Here is a 12,664-nt window from a genome sequence, read left to right as displayed (position 1 = left end):
CCGTGTGAAGCGTCCGGTGCGGCCCCTCAGGCCCCTCAGCCCGCGCCCAGGCGGCGGGCGGTCAGGAGGAGTCGGGCGACGACACTCTCGTAGGTGGCTTGTGGCATGAAGGCAGGGGCCCGCAGGGGGACGAGGCGTTGTGCGGCGATCGTCTGCGCTTCGGTGTAGGCGAGGATTCCGTCCCGCCCGTGCCGGCGGCCCACGCCTGATTCGCCCATGCCGCCCATGGGGGCGTCCACGGAGGAGTAGGCCGCCGCGTACGGTTCGTTGATGTTGACCGTTCCGGCCCGGATCCGCGTGCCGAGGCAGCGGGCGCGGGCGGTGTCGCGGGTCCAGATGCCGGCGTTGAGCCCGAAGCTCCCGGTGTTGGCCTGCCGCACGGCGTCCTCGTCGTCGTGGAACGGGTGTACGGCCGCCACGGGGCCGAAGATCTCATGCGTGTGGAGCGTCATGGCGGCGGTCACGCCGGTCAGGACGGTGGGTTCGTAGAAGTACGGGCCCAGGTCCGGGCGGGGGCGGCCGCCGGTGTGGAGGCGGGCGCCCTTGGCGACGGCGTCGCGGACGTGACGGTCGACGGCCCGGAGCCGGGTGCGGGACACCAGGGAGCCCATGTCCGCCCGGTGGTCGAAGGACGCTCCCAGTCGCAGGGCGCGCACTCTGCTCGTGAACACGCGCAGGAACGCGTCGTGGAGGCTGTGGTGGACGAGCACGCGCTCGGCCGACATGCACAGCTGCCCCGCGCTGGTGAAGCAGCCCCGGACCGCGCCGTCGGCGGCCGCGCGGAGGTCCGCGTCGTCCAGCACGATGAGGGAGTTCTTCCCGCCGAGTTCCAGGGTGCAGCCGATGAGGTGGCGGCCCGCGAGGGACGCGACGGACCGGCCGACCGTGGGGGAGCCGGTGAAGCACACGTGGTCGCTGCGGGTGACGACCATCGGCCCGACCCGCTCGCCGGGGCCGCTGACGAGCTGGAAGAGACCGGAGGGCAGGCCCGCCCGTTCCATCAGGTCGCGTGCCCACACGGCGGTGAACGCACCGAGGAAGTCCGGCTTGCAGACGACGGCGTTACCGGCCAGCAGGGCGGGCACGGCGTCACAGACGGCGAAGGTGAGCGGGTAGTTCCAGGGGCTGATGATGCCGATGACGCCGCGGGGATGGCGGTATTCGACCGCGTGGGTGAGGCCGGGGAGCGCGCCGCGGCGGCGGCGCGGCTTCAGCAGGGCGGGGGCGTGCCGGCCGTAGTGGCGTGCGGTCAGGGCGACGTCGACGACCTCCTCGAAGGCGTCACGCCGTGCCTTGCCTGTTTCCCGCTGGATGAGGTCCATGGCCTCGTGTCTGTGGTGCAGGACGAGGTCGTGCAGCCGCAGGAAGACCTTGGCCCGCTCGTGCACGGGCCGTTGTGACCATACGCGCTGGGCGGCGTGGGCCCGGTCGAAGACGCGGGTCACGTCGCCGGGACCGCAGTGGGGCACCTGGCCCAGGGGGCGGCCGGTGAAGGGGGCGATCGTGGTCGTGTGCTCGTCCGGGCTGCCCTCGATATCCGCCCGGCCCAGAGGCACGGGGGACTCGGAGCACCGGCCCCCGCCCCCCGAGTGGTGTGTTGGCACGGCTGGGGCGGGTCAGTGTGTGTGCCGCGGGCGTCCGTCGTGGTGTTCCACGATGACGCAGTGGGTGTGGGACAGGATCTCGATGGTGCTGCCGCAGGCGTTGCTGTGGTCGCTGGCGTTGGTAGAGCCGATGTTGGACAGCAGACCGCCGAAGCCGCCCCCGCCACCGGAGTGGGAGTGGTGTGTGTCGCCCCCGGCGCAGGTGCGGGAACTCAGCAGCTGCAGCCTGCCGGAGCAGCTGTTCGCGTGGGAGGTGGCGGACCGTGAACCGATGTTGGACAGGAGACCGCCCAGGGGCAGTCCACCGCCGTCCGGGCCGGTGCCGGCGGTCGCCGGGCCGGCCATGGCGAATGTGGCCGCCACCACGGCGGCGGCCACGGATGCCGCCTTGCCGAACCTACGCATCTTCTCTCCTTCGCCTGGTCCGCCATCGGTGCAAAGCGGAAGCTCTCATGAGGTGATAGCACCAACGGACGATCGGCTGAGCGGATGTGGCGGATCAGGGAAGAGCACCCGAACCGGTTGCCCGGTGGGAACGGCCGCCGCATCGACCCCTCGTGTGGGTGACCGCGCCCTTCCCGGCAGGCACCCGGGACACGATCATGCGACGGTATGGACATCAGCCCCGGCTTCCCCGCCCGCTACGCCCGTGCCCGGCACCTCGCCACGCTCGACGGCGCCCGAGACCACGCGGTGATCTACCGGATCAGCACGGGGCTGGAGTTCCCCTGGGACTACCAGCGGTCACTCGAACTCGCGCTGGTGCGCATGTTCGCCGTGCCGGAGGTCGCCGGGCTCATCGACGCCACCGGGCACTTCGCCCGTGACGGACAGCGGCGCTACGACGACACGCTCGCTCTGCTGGCCGCCCTCGCCAAGTTCGGGTACGACTCCCCCGAGGGGAAGGTCGCGCTGCGCACGATCAACCGGGCCCACCGTTGGTACGCCATCCGCAACGACCACATGATCTACACGCTGTCGGCTCTCGTCTGCGAACCGGTCAGATGGATCGGCCGCTACGGCTGGCGTCCGCTCCTCGAACAGGAGAAGACCGCCGCTTTCTGCTTCTACCGCGAGATCGGCAAGCGCATGAACGTCAAGGACATCCCCGAGGACTACGCGGCTCTGGAGCGCTACAACCGGGAGTACGAGCGGTCCCGCTTCACCTGCACGGAGACCGGCCGCAAGGTTGCCGACTACGTGCTGGGCATCGCTTCCTCCTGGGTGCCCGCGCCGATGCGGCCGATCGCCCGGAAGGGCGTCGTCAGCCTCATGGACGAGCCACTGCGCGAAGCCTTCGCCTGCCCCGAGCCGACGTTCCTGCGGCCCCTCGTCGAGCGGGTGTTGCGCCTGCGGGCCATGTGCCTGCGGCTGTGCCCGCCCCGGCGTGATTCGTACTACGACGCCCCTCCCCGGCTGCGGAGTTATCCCGGTACCCACCACCAGTACACCGTCGCCGACTTCGGCGTCACCGAGCCCAGCGCCGTGGAGGAGCGATGGCTCAGGAAGCGGTGACCGGTCAGGCGACGCGTGCCCTGTTCACCGTGTAGCGGGCGACGGCCCGGATGAAGAGGGCCGCCCGGGTGCGGGGCATGTCCCGGCGCAGGGCGGCCCAGGCGGCGTCGAGGAGCTGCTCGGATTCCTCGACGCACGCCTCCAGCGCACCGCACCGCCGGAGCACGGCGACGTCGTCCCGCAGTGCTTCCTCCGTCGGCCGGCCCGTGCGCAGGCGCTGCCACATCGCCTCCATCCGCTCGCGGGGCAGCAGGGAGACGGCGTGGGCCAGTGGCATGGTGACCTTGCCGTTGCGGAGGTCCTCGGCGACCGCCTTGGTGGGGGCTCCCCCGTGCGTCACCCCTCGGAGGTCCAGCACGTCGTCGGTGATCTGGTAGGCGGTGCCGATCGCCTCGCCGAAGCGGCCCAGGGCCTGGTGCAGGCCGGCGGGTGCGCGCGTGAGGAGGGCTCCCACCTCGAACGCGGCGCGCACGGGAATACCGGACTTGAGCCGGTGTGCCAGCCGGACCCGTTCCAGGAGGAGGCCCGCGTCACCGGTCGCGACGGCGGCGCCCATCTCCGCGTCCAGCCCGGCGATGTCGAGCCCCTGCCCGGCGTGCGCCGAGCGCAGGGCCCGCAGATAGGCGTCCTGGACGGCGGTCCGCAGGGGTGGGTCGTCGGGCAGCACGGTGTGCAGGGCGCGATGGAAGGCGAAGTAGGCGGCGGTGCCGGCGTTGAGGGCGACCGGCATGCCGAACGCCAGATGCGCGGCCTGACTGCCCCGGCGGAGCGCCGCGTCGTCCTCGATGTCGTCGACGATCAGAGAGCCGGTGTGCATGAGTTCACCCGCCGCCAGCAGCGGGCCGAAGCGCCGGCTGTCACCGCCCAGGGCGTCGATCACCTTGGCGAGCAGGTAGGGGCGCCATCGCTGCCCGCCGCCGTCGACGAGGTGGCGTACGGGCCGCACGAGTGCCGCGTGCAACCGGGGAGCGACGTGGTCGAGGAGGGCGGGGGCGAGGAGGAGGTCTTCGGGCAGTCCGAGGAGGTCCCGCACGGTGTCGGGCCCGAGGTCCTCGGGATCGGGGTAGAGGTCCGCGATGTGGGCGCACAGTTCGGCGGCGAAGCGCCGCATGTCCCCCCGTACCGGACTCGGCAGCCGCGGCGTCCGACGTGCCGCGGCATCCCGGGGCGCGGGGACGGCGGGGCGGCGGCGGACGGGGGTGTGCCGCGGTGAGCCGTCGGAGGTGGAGGTGACGTGCATGGTGGGCCTTTCTCGTGGCGGCGGCGCGGCCCGGACCGTGGTGGAGGACCGCGTGGGGTGAGGCGGGGGCGCGCGCCGGGGGTATGTGGCTGCCGGGGGTCAGATCGCGATGGCCAGTGCCTGTCGGACCGACGAGAAGGACACGGTGCTGCGGGGGGACAGCGGTTCGCCGTCCACGTGCAGCGCCGTCTTGCCGTCGGCGTCGACCGACAGGGACTCCACTCGCGGGAAGCGGGTCACGGGACGGCCGTGGTGTTCGCGCTGTGGGGCGAGAAGCATGCGGGCCGCCAGCAGGGCGCAGTGCGGGACCGAGGCTTCGGTGAACGCCAGCACTTCCAGGTCCGTGGTCCAGGTGGCGGCGGGGCACGGGTTCAAGGGCCAGGCACCCAGGTAGGCGTAGGGCGAGGCGTTGGCCACCAGGACGGCGAAGGCCCGCTCCGTTCGCTCTGCCGAGGTGACCCGCAGGTCCGTCCCGCCGCGCCGTGCTCCGCGCGGGAAGACGCGGATGCCCTCGGCGACGGAGCGCAGCACCGTCGCCCTCGTGCCGTGGCGTCGTGCCCGGGAGACGCGGGCCATCAGCTCCGCGCCGAAGCCGATGCCGGACGCGCAGAGGAAGTACCGTTCGTCGGCCCTGCCCACGTTCACGACCGTTCGGCGTTCCCCGTTCACGGCCGCTGTCAGTCGCCGGACGGCGTCGGGGACCGTTCGGCCCGTGCCGAGGGAGCGCCCGGCGATGTTGATGCCGCCCGCGGGAATGATGCCGAGCGCGGTCCGCTCGCGGGGATCGCCGTGGGTGCCGTCGGCGAGGAGGCCGTTGACGGCCTCGTTGAGTGTCCCGTCGCCGCCGGCCACGACGAGCAGGGGCAGGGCGTCGCGCCGGGCCGCCCGTGCCAGTCGCGCGGCGTGCCCGGGTGAGGTGGTGACGGCGACGCTCACCTGTGCGGCCGTGGACAGTGCGGTCACCACCGCGGCGATGTCGGTCCGGCCTGCCCGGGTGGCGGCGGGGTTGACGACGAGGAGGGCGCGCGGGGCCGTCATGGGCGGCCGGACCGGGTCATCGCGGGCCCCTGGGCCGGTTTTCGTCCGTCGGGGCGCCGCACTTCCCGCAACAGGTACAGGGCCGTGCCGGCTCCGGCGAGACAGAGCACGGCGGACAGGTACGCGGTGTGCTGCAGAGCGGAGACGAACGCCGTCCGCGCGTCGCGCGCCAGGGATCTCGCGGCCTCCAGCTGCCGCGCGCCCCGGGCTGACGCCGGTCCTCCGGCTGCCGCGGCCTCGGCCGCCATGCGCCGCGCCTGCGACAGGGCGGACAGGAGGTGGTCGCGGGGCCCGGGCCCGCCGGGCGTGTTCCGGTGCGTCGCGTCGGACATCGCCGAGGAGTAGAAGGTGTTGAAGACGGAACCCATCGCGGCCACCCCGGACGTGCTGCCCACGCTGCGCACCGCGTCGTTCACGGCGGCGCCGACCCCCGCTGTCTCCCCGGGGACCGCACCCATGATCAGGCCGGTGGCCGGTCCGCCGGCGAGCCCGGTGCCGGCTCCGACCAGCAGGAGGAAGACGTGCAGCCTGCCGTCACCCGGGCCCGCCGACAGGCCGGCCAGGACGAGGAAGGCGCTTCCGCACAGTGCCAGGCCGGTGACCATCATGTGCCGGGCCGCCACGTGGCGCGCCCCGGCGGCGGCGAGCGCTCCCCCGCACGTCACGCCCAGGCCTCCGAGCACCATCGTGGACCCGGCCGCGAACGGCGACATTCCGCGCAGCCCTTGCAGGTAGAACGTCAGGACGAAGGTCGAGCCCACCAGCGTGAAGAACAGCACCGACAACGTTCCCACCGCGACCGCGTAGGCGCGGTCGCGGAACAGCGCCAAGGGAAGCATCGGCGAACGGACGCGGCCCTCCCAGCGCACCATCGCCACGAGCAGCGCCATGCCGTCGGCCGCGACGCCCAGGACCCGTCCGTCGGCCCAGCCGTGCCGCGGTGCCTGGATGAGGGCCCACATCACCGCCGACAGCCCGGCGCAGGACAGCAGGAGCCCGACCGGGTCCGCCCTGGGCGCGCGGGCCGGCCGGCAGGCGGGCACCACCGCCATGACACCGGCCAGGGCCAGGGCGACCAGCGGCACATTGCCCCAGAAGCACGCCCGCCAGGAGTACCGCTCCACCAGCCACCCCCCGAGGACGGGGCCCACCAGGACGCCCACGCCCGCCACCGTCGCCCAGAGGGTGACGGCGAACCGCTGACGGGCGGGGCCCGTGAAGACATGGACGAGGACCGACAGCGTCGACGGCATGACGAGGGCGGCTCCCGCTCCCATCAGTCCGCGTGCCAGGACGACCTGCGCGGCGTCGTCCGCCAGGGCCCCGAGCAGGGATGCGGCCCCGCACACCCACAGTCCCGCCACCAGTGCCGTGCGCCGGCCGTGGCGGTCGCCCCAGTTGCCGGCGGCGAGGACTCCGGCCGCGAGCACGAGCATGTAGGTGGCGACGACCCACTGCAACTGCGCGGCGCTCAGCCGCAGTTCGCGCTGCATCCGCGGCAACGCGGCGTTGAGAACGGTCTGGTCGATGCCCAGCAGCATGAGGGCCACGCACAGGGCGGCGAGCACCCGCCAATCGCGCACCGGTCACTCCCCCGGGAGCGGAAAGGCGGAGCGCACCATCGCCTCGAACCACGCCCGTGGCAGCACACCGTGCAGTCCCAGACACAGGTGCGCGGCCGCGCCGACCCCGTAGCGGGGCCTGGGGTCCCTCGCGCTCAAGGCCCGTTCCACGACGGCGGCCACCGCCGGTGTCGCACCGACGCCGTAACGGCGCGGTCGTGCCCGCACCTGTCGGTAGAAGCGGTCCAGCTCCGCGCGGAACGCCCGGTAGGCCGGGAGGCCCCGGCCGCTCGATGCGAGGGTCCGCAGGGCGGTGTCGATGAACGCGGTGCGCACGGTGGCCGGTTCCACGGTGCTCACCCGGATGCCGAACGGGCGCGTCTCCATGCGCAGTGTGTCGCTGAGGCAGGTCAGCGCGTGTTTGCTGGCGTGGTAGCAACCGCCCCCGGGGAGGGAGAAGCGGCCGGCCACGGAGGAGACGTTGACGATGCGTCCGGTGCCCGCGGCCCGCATTCCGGGCAGGACGGCCTGGGCCATGCGCAGCGCCCCGAAGACGTTGACTTCGAACTGCCGCCGTACATGCTCGACATCGATGTCCTCAAGGGGGCCCGGCAGGGCGTAGCCGGCGTTGTTCACCAGCCCCCAGACGGTGCCGTGAACGGCCTCCACCTGCCGGACGCACTCCTTCACGGCCGTCTCGTCCGTGACGTCCAGGCACGCCACCCGCGCCCCCGCGGAGGCCAGTTCCTCGACGTCCTCGACACGGCGGGCCGTCGCGTGGACCGCGTAGCCACTCCGCAGTAAGCGCAGGGCGACGGCACGGCCGATGCCCGAGGAGCAACCGGTCACCACGACGGCTCGTGGTTCGGCTTCGGGGCCCATTCCTGACGCGCGTACCTCGTATGACGTTCCCACGACTGGTGGATCCTGCCCGTGTGCCGGCCGAGGACGACGCGGTCCTTCGGTCATTAGCCCATTCGGGGCGTGGACGTGTGCCTTCGGAGACCTGGGGGTCAAAGGGGTGTTCGTCGCGGGGAGTTGAGTTCCCACCGGGCACGGCCGGCTCGCCTCCCCCACCCGGCCGGGGCGGGCGGGGGAGGGAGGCGGCCGAGGCGGGGGCGAGGTGCCGCGACCCCATTCCCTTCCGTGGCCGCCTTGTCGGCCCTTGTCGGCCCTTGCCGACCGGACTACGGTGCCGGTGTGGATCTCTTCGCACGTTCGTGGACGGCGTTGCGCACGGCGGTCGCCGGGCTCGCCGACGATGACTTCGCACGGCCGTCCGGCTGCGCCGGCTGGCTCGTACGGGATCTGGTGTGTCATCTGATCATCGACGCCCAGGACGTCCTGATCACCCTCGCGACCCCCGCCGATACCGAACCGACCCGCGACGCCGTCACGTACTGGGACGTCACCGAAACGCCGCCGACCGGCGACGACCCGCTCGACGCGCTGACCGTCCGGCTGGCCGCCGCGTACGAGGAGCCGGGGCTGCTCACGTTCCACCTGGACGACGTCGGCTCCGCGGCCGGCCGCGCCGCCGGACTCGTCGATCCGGGCCTTCGGGTCGGCACCCGCGACGAGGTCCTCACCGCGGGTGACTTCCTTTCCGCGTACGTCCTGGAGTGGACGCTGCACCACCTCGATCTGGTCGCACACCTCCCGCACGTGGCGGGGCCGCCCCCGGAAGGGCTGGCCCGGACCCGCGAGATGCTGGAGAAGATCACCGGAGCCGCGTTCCCGGCGTCGTTCTCCGATGAGGACGCGCTCCTGGTCGGCACCGGGCGGCGCGCCCCGACCGACGCGGAGCGGGCCGAACTGGGTGCGCTGGTCGCGCGTCTCCCGGTCGTCCTCGGGTGACCGTCTCCGCGTGTCCGTCGCGGGATGGCAGCGCGTGACGCGCGGGATCCGGACGGTTCGGGCCGCGAGGACCGGAGGGCCGGTTGCAGGCCGGGAGCGGACGCGCCGGGCTCAGCCGCCGCAGGCACAGCCCGCGGCCGCCGGCCCGGTTGCCGGCAGCCTCGCCGGTGTCGTTCCGTCCGGAGCAGCAGGCGTCGCCGTCCCGGGCGTCCGACGTGGTGATCACCATGGGTCGCGGCGACATCTGCCCCGTCTTCCCCGGTCAGCGCTCCCTCGACCGGCGGCTCGACGACCCCGCCGGGCAGGGCGTCGAGGCGGTCCGCCCGATCCGGGACGAGATCGAGCGGCGCGTCTGCGGCCTGCTCGCCGGACTCGGCATCGAGACGGCCTGACCGCCGCCACGCCGGTGGCGCGACGTCGTCCTCGTCGAACGCCGCGGCCCGGTCTCACCGCACGCCGCGCGGCCGGAACTGGATGCTGATGCGCGGGCCCACGGGCTTGGCGGTCTTGGGGATCGAGTGGTCCCAGGTGCGCTGGCAGGTGCCGCCCATGACGATGAGGTCGCCGTGGCCCAAGGGCTGCCGGACGTGGGGGGCGTCGCCCTCGCGGGGGCGCAGCGTCAGGGGGCGCGGGGCGCCGAGGGAGAAGATGGCGACCATGGTGTTCTCCCGGTCGCCACGGCCGATGCGGTCGCCGTGCCAGGCCACGCTGTCGCGGCCGTCGCGGTAGAGGCACAGACCCAGGGTGCGAAACGGCTCACCGAGTTCGGCGGCGTAGTGCGCGCTCAGCGCGTCCCGCGCGGCGGCCAGGGCCGGGTGCGGGAGTTCGTCGGCCTCGTCGTAGTGGGCGAGGAGGCGGGGGACGGCCACCACGTTCTCGTACATGTGCCGCCGCTCGGCCCGCCAGGGCACCGATGTCATGAGTGCCTCGAAGAGGAGGTCCGACCCCTGGAGCCAGCCGGGCAGGACATCGATCCACGCACCGTGGGCGAGCGATGTGCGGCGCGCCTCGTCGATCGGGCGGCCGAGTCGGACTTCGTCCGCGAGGTCGAAGAGGGATCCCTGGAGCTGGACTGCCATGGGTGCAGTTTACGCCACATATAGAACGTGCGATCGAATGTGCGGGCGCATGGCCCGCCCACGGTTCCCGGCGGGCGGTCTTCCCGGGCCGCATTAGGCTGACCGGCATGCGGTTGCTGTTGACGTCCGACACGCACGTCCCCCGGCGCGCCCGCTCGCTGCCCGACGCACTGCTGGCCGAGGTGGCACGTGCCGAGGTGGTGATCCACGCCGGGGACTGGACGGACGTCCCCACCCTCGACCTCCTCGCCTCGCGCGCGCGACGACTCGTCGCCGTGTACGGCAACAACGACGGTCCCGAGCTGCGGGCCCGGCTGCCCGAGGTCGCCCGGGCCGACGTCGGCGGGCTGCGGTTCGCCGTGGTCCACGAGACCGGGCCGGCCCAGGGGCGCGAGAAACGGTGCGCCGAGCGTTTTCCGGGCGTGGACGTGCTGGTGTTCGGGCACAGTCACATTCCCTGGGACACCACGGCCCCCGGTGGCCTGCGGCTGTTGAACCCCGGCTCCCCCACCGACCGGCGGCGTCAGCCGCATCACACGTTCATGACCGCCGAGGTCGACGGCGGGCAGCTCACCGAGGTGACGCTGCGCCGTCTCGGCTGACTTCCCGGCCTGGCCCTCAGTGTGCGGTCCGGCCCGCCTCCGGCGGGCCCGGCCGATGCTTGCCGGTTGGGGCGGGTGAGGAGGACGATGGGGAAGGGGCGAGAAGGCGTGTGCGATCGCCGCCCGGCAGGGATCGGCGGGAACGTGGGCGCCGCCTCGGCGGCCGGTGTCCGGGCGCAGCGGTCGCCGTGCTCGGGGAGCATGCGGCTACGAGCGGAGGATGCCATGTCCCTCATCACCATCATCATCATCGCCGCCGTGCTGGTGCTGCTCGTATGTGCGGTCTCGGCGTGGACGCTGACCGCGCGCCGCCGGAAGCTGCGGGAACGCTTCGGTCCCGAGTACGAGCGGACCATGGAGGCGGAGGACAGTCGCCGGGCGGGCGAGCGCGAGCTGCGCGAGCGCCAGGAACGCCACGACGCGCTGGACATCAAGACGCTGCCGGCATCTGTCCGCGACCGCTACGCGCAGGACTGGACGCGCGTGCAGGAGCGGTTCGTCGACCGGCCCGACGACGCGGTCCACGAGGCGGACCGGCTCGTGACCTCGCTCATGGGCGAGCGCGGGTATCCGACCGAGGGGTACGAGCAGCAGGTGAAGGACCTGTCCGTGGAACACGGACGCACTCTGGAGCACTACCGCGCCGCCCACGAGGTCAACGACCGCAGCAGTCGCCACCAGGCGACCACGGAGGAGCTGCGGGGCGCGATGGTGCACTACCGCGCGCTGTTCGAGGAGTTGCTCCACGACGGCGACCGGCCGCGTGAGAGCCGGGGATGAGAGGGCGGCCGGGCCGCCTCCGGGCGGTGCGCCGGCCCCGTCGGTGTCCGGACGGACGCATCGGTGTCCGGAACGGACCACGATGACGGACGGAAGTGACGAGGAAATGCACGACCACGACACACCACGGGACGACGAGGGCGTTCTCTCCACGGAAGACCTGGCCGGTGCCCGGCAGGGCATCGGAGGCACCGGGAGCACCGGGGACGAGGCACCGGATCCGGCTGAGGCGCCACCGCGCTTCCCCGGGGAGGCCACAGACCTCGGCCAGGAAGAGCGGGAGGAACAGGAGGGCCGGGAGGATCAGGAGGACGGCGGCGTGACGTCCGCAGGCGACCGCCGCGAAACGGAACCGGCCGAGGAGAACGAGCCCCTGCTCGGCGCGGAACAGGAGGAGTTCCGCGCCAGGTGGCAGAAGGTCCAGAGCGACTTCGTCGACGATCCCAGGGACGCCGTCAACGCGGCCGACCAGCTCGTCGCCGAGACGATGCAGGCTCTGGCCTCGACCTTCTCCGAGCACAAACGAGGTCTCGAGGACCAGTGGCAGCAGGGCGGGGAGGTGGCGACCGAGGATCTGCGCGTCGCCCTCCAGCACTACCGCTCCTTCTTCAACCGCCTGCTCAGCACCTGAAGTCCGCCCGCCGCCCGCCCTTGGTGCGGTGCGGGCGGCGAGACGGCGTGGGGCTCTCGCACGCGGTCTCGGTCCGGAGGAGTGAACCTCGGTGAAGGCGGGGCGCGTCACCTCCGGTGGACGCGGCGCACCGGGCCACACTGCCGGGGTGTCCGTCGAAGAGAACAAGCAGCTCGTCCGCCGCTTCTACGCGGAAATCGACCAGGGCAACGTCGACGCCTTGGACGACCTCGTCGCCGAGAACTACCTGGACCACTCGCCCCCGCCGTTCCCGGGTATGGGCACCGGTCTGGCGGGGTTGAAGCAGATCTTCCAACTGTTCTGGGAGGCGACGCCCGGCACACACGAGATCCAGGACCAGGTGGCGGAGGGCGACAAGGTCGTCACCCGGCTGTTGTGCCGGGGTGTGCACGAGCGCGATCTGCCGGGCATTCCCGCCACGGGCAACCAGCTGGAGATGACGGCGACGGTCGTCCACCGCGTCGAAAACGGCAAGCTGGCGGAGAAGTGGTCCGACAAGGACCTGCTCGGCTTCCTGCAACAGCTCGGGGTCCTTCCGCCACTCGGGGAACCGACCGGGTGAACGACATCACACCCCCCACCGCCGGACCGCGCGGACTGAACGCGCTTCCGGCCTCCGGCCACCGCTGACCCCACGGCGGTGGCCGCCGCTTTGTGCCGTTCCGTTGTCGTCGCTCCCTCTTCGCCCACCGGGCCCGCCTCCCGCTGCCCCGTGCGGCCCGACCGGGGAGAGGG

Annotated in this window: 13 protein-coding genes and 1 pseudogene; 7 read left to right on the top strand and 7 right to left on the bottom strand. The window is 72.8% G+C overall.

Features of this window, described 5'->3' with window-relative positions:
- Window positions 1-35: 35 nt before the first annotated feature.
- Both ACZ6MA_RS27960 and ACZ6MA_RS27955 read right to left on the bottom strand, forming a co-directional pair.
- A complete protein-coding gene (locus ACZ6MA_RS27960; RefSeq protein ID WP_469436949.1) occupies window positions 36-1,556 on the bottom strand; it encodes a succinic semialdehyde dehydrogenase in 1,521 nt (506 codons plus the stop codon).
- A 60-nt stretch (window positions 1,557-1,616) separates the two neighbouring features.
- A complete protein-coding gene (locus ACZ6MA_RS27955) occupies window positions 1,617-2,009 on the bottom strand; it encodes a hypothetical protein (RefSeq protein ID WP_469436948.1) in 393 nt (130 codons plus the stop codon).
- A gap of 207 nt (window positions 2,010-2,216) precedes the next feature.
- Here ACZ6MA_RS27955 and ACZ6MA_RS27950 point away from each other — a divergent pair, with 207 nt between their 5' ends.
- Window positions 2,217-3,119 carry an oxygenase MpaB family protein gene (locus ACZ6MA_RS27950; protein ID WP_469436946.1) on the top strand — a complete coding sequence of 301 codons (903 nt, stop codon included), beginning with the start codon at window positions 2,217-2,219 and terminating at the stop codon, window positions 3,117-3,119.
- Between the two features lie 4 nt (window positions 3,120-3,123).
- Here the strand turns inward: ACZ6MA_RS27950 and ACZ6MA_RS27945 are convergent, their stop codons facing one another.
- The 4 genes from ACZ6MA_RS27945 to ACZ6MA_RS27930 all read right to left on the bottom strand — a co-directional run bounded on the left by ACZ6MA_RS27945 (window position 3,124) and on the right by ACZ6MA_RS27930 (window position 7,874).
- On the bottom strand, window positions 3,124-4,359 hold the full coding sequence (locus tag ACZ6MA_RS27945; protein ID WP_469436944.1) for a polyprenyl synthetase family protein: 1,236 nt from the start codon (window positions 4,357-4,359) through the stop codon (window positions 3,124-3,126).
- 99 nt (window positions 4,360-4,458) lie between these two features.
- Entirely contained in the window at window positions 4,459-5,397 is a 939-nt protein-coding gene (locus tag ACZ6MA_RS27940) for a diacylglycerol/lipid kinase family protein (RefSeq protein WP_469436943.1), read from the bottom strand.
- Window positions 5,394-6,980 carry an MFS transporter gene (locus ACZ6MA_RS27935; RefSeq protein WP_469436941.1) on the bottom strand — a complete coding sequence of 529 codons (1,587 nt, stop codon included), beginning with the start codon at window positions 6,978-6,980 and terminating at the stop codon, window positions 5,394-5,396. Before ACZ6MA_RS27935 ends, ACZ6MA_RS27940 begins: the two co-directional genes overlap by 4 nt.
- Window positions 6,981-6,983: 3 nt before the next feature.
- Complete coding sequence (locus ACZ6MA_RS27930) at window positions 6,984-7,874, bottom strand: SDR family oxidoreductase (RefSeq protein WP_469436939.1); 891 nt, start codon at window positions 7,872-7,874, stop codon at window positions 6,984-6,986.
- 285 nt (window positions 7,875-8,159) lie between these two features.
- On the opposite strand from ACZ6MA_RS27930, the gene ACZ6MA_RS27925 reads away from it, so the two are divergent.
- Both ACZ6MA_RS27925 and ACZ6MA_RS27920 read left to right on the top strand, forming a co-directional pair.
- Window positions 8,160-8,816 carry a maleylpyruvate isomerase N-terminal domain-containing protein gene (locus ACZ6MA_RS27925; protein ID WP_469436937.1) on the top strand — a complete coding sequence of 219 codons (657 nt, stop codon included), beginning with the start codon at window positions 8,160-8,162 and terminating at the stop codon, window positions 8,814-8,816.
- A gap of 203 nt (window positions 8,817-9,019) precedes the next feature.
- A pseudogene (locus ACZ6MA_RS27920) lies at window positions 9,020-9,208 on the top strand (phosphotyrosine protein phosphatase); the annotation flags it as partial.
- A 54-nt stretch (window positions 9,209-9,262) separates the two neighbouring features.
- Here ACZ6MA_RS27920 and ACZ6MA_RS27915 read toward each other — a convergent pair.
- Window positions 9,263-9,895, bottom strand: a complete 633-nt coding sequence (locus ACZ6MA_RS27915; RefSeq protein ID WP_469436935.1) for an alpha-ketoglutarate-dependent dioxygenase AlkB — start codon at window positions 9,893-9,895, stop codon at window positions 9,263-9,265.
- A gap of 107 nt (window positions 9,896-10,002) precedes the next feature.
- Here ACZ6MA_RS27915 and ACZ6MA_RS27910 point away from each other — a divergent pair, with 107 nt between their 5' ends.
- The 4 genes from ACZ6MA_RS27910 (at window position 10,003) to ACZ6MA_RS27895 (ending at window position 12,491) form a co-directional block, all read left to right on the top strand.
- Window positions 10,003-10,497, top strand: coding sequence for a metallophosphoesterase family protein (locus ACZ6MA_RS27910; protein WP_469436934.1), 495 nt, complete (start codon window positions 10,003-10,005; stop codon window positions 10,495-10,497).
- 225 nt (window positions 10,498-10,722) lie between these two features.
- Window positions 10,723-11,277: a hypothetical protein gene (locus tag ACZ6MA_RS27905; protein ID WP_469436932.1), complete on the top strand. Its 555-nt coding sequence runs from the start codon at window positions 10,723-10,725 to the stop codon at window positions 11,275-11,277.
- Window positions 11,278-11,359: 82 nt separating this feature from the next.
- On the top strand, window positions 11,360-11,908 hold the full coding sequence (locus tag ACZ6MA_RS27900) for a hypothetical protein (protein WP_469436930.1): 549 nt from the start codon (window positions 11,360-11,362) through the stop codon (window positions 11,906-11,908).
- 148 nt (window positions 11,909-12,056) lie between these two features.
- Window positions 12,057-12,491: an ester cyclase gene (locus ACZ6MA_RS27895; protein ID WP_469436929.1), complete on the top strand. Its 435-nt coding sequence runs from the start codon at window positions 12,057-12,059 to the stop codon at window positions 12,489-12,491.
- Window positions 12,492-12,664 lie beyond the last annotated feature (173 nt).

Source organism: Streptomyces sp. NPDC042259 (genome assembly GCF_055582085.1).
The sequence above is the reverse complement of the archived record's forward strand: the minus strand, read 5'-3'. Positions and strand labels throughout refer to the sequence as shown.

What these genes read in the sequence shown, in the direction of transcription:
- ACZ6MA_RS27955 (WP_469436948.1), bottom strand. Translation starts at nt 2,009, where the DNA reads ATGCGTAGGTTCGGCAAGGCGGCATCCGTGGCCGCCGCCGTGGTGGCG.
- ACZ6MA_RS27950 (WP_469436946.1), top strand. Translation starts at nt 2,217, where the DNA reads ATGGACATCAGCCCCGGCTTCCCCGCCCGCTACGCCCGTGCCCGGCAC.
- ACZ6MA_RS27945 (WP_469436944.1), bottom strand. Translation starts at nt 4,359, where the DNA reads ATGCACGTCACCTCCACCTCCGACGGCTCACCGCGGCACACCCCCGTC.
- ACZ6MA_RS27940 (WP_469436943.1), bottom strand. Translation starts at nt 5,397, where the DNA reads ATGACGGCCCCGCGCGCCCTCCTCGTCGTCAACCCCGCCGCCACCCGG.
- ACZ6MA_RS27915 (WP_469436935.1), bottom strand. Translation starts at nt 9,895, where the DNA reads ATGGCAGTCCAGCTCCAGGGATCCCTCTTCGACCTCGCGGACGAAGTC.
- ACZ6MA_RS27910 (WP_469436934.1), top strand. Translation starts at nt 10,003, where the DNA reads ATGCGGTTGCTGTTGACGTCCGACACGCACGTCCCCCGGCGCGCCCGC.
- ACZ6MA_RS27905 (WP_469436932.1), top strand. Translation starts at nt 10,723, where the DNA reads ATGTCCCTCATCACCATCATCATCATCGCCGCCGTGCTGGTGCTGCTC.
- ACZ6MA_RS27900 (WP_469436930.1), top strand. Translation starts at nt 11,360, where the DNA reads ATGACGGACGGAAGTGACGAGGAAATGCACGACCACGACACACCACGG.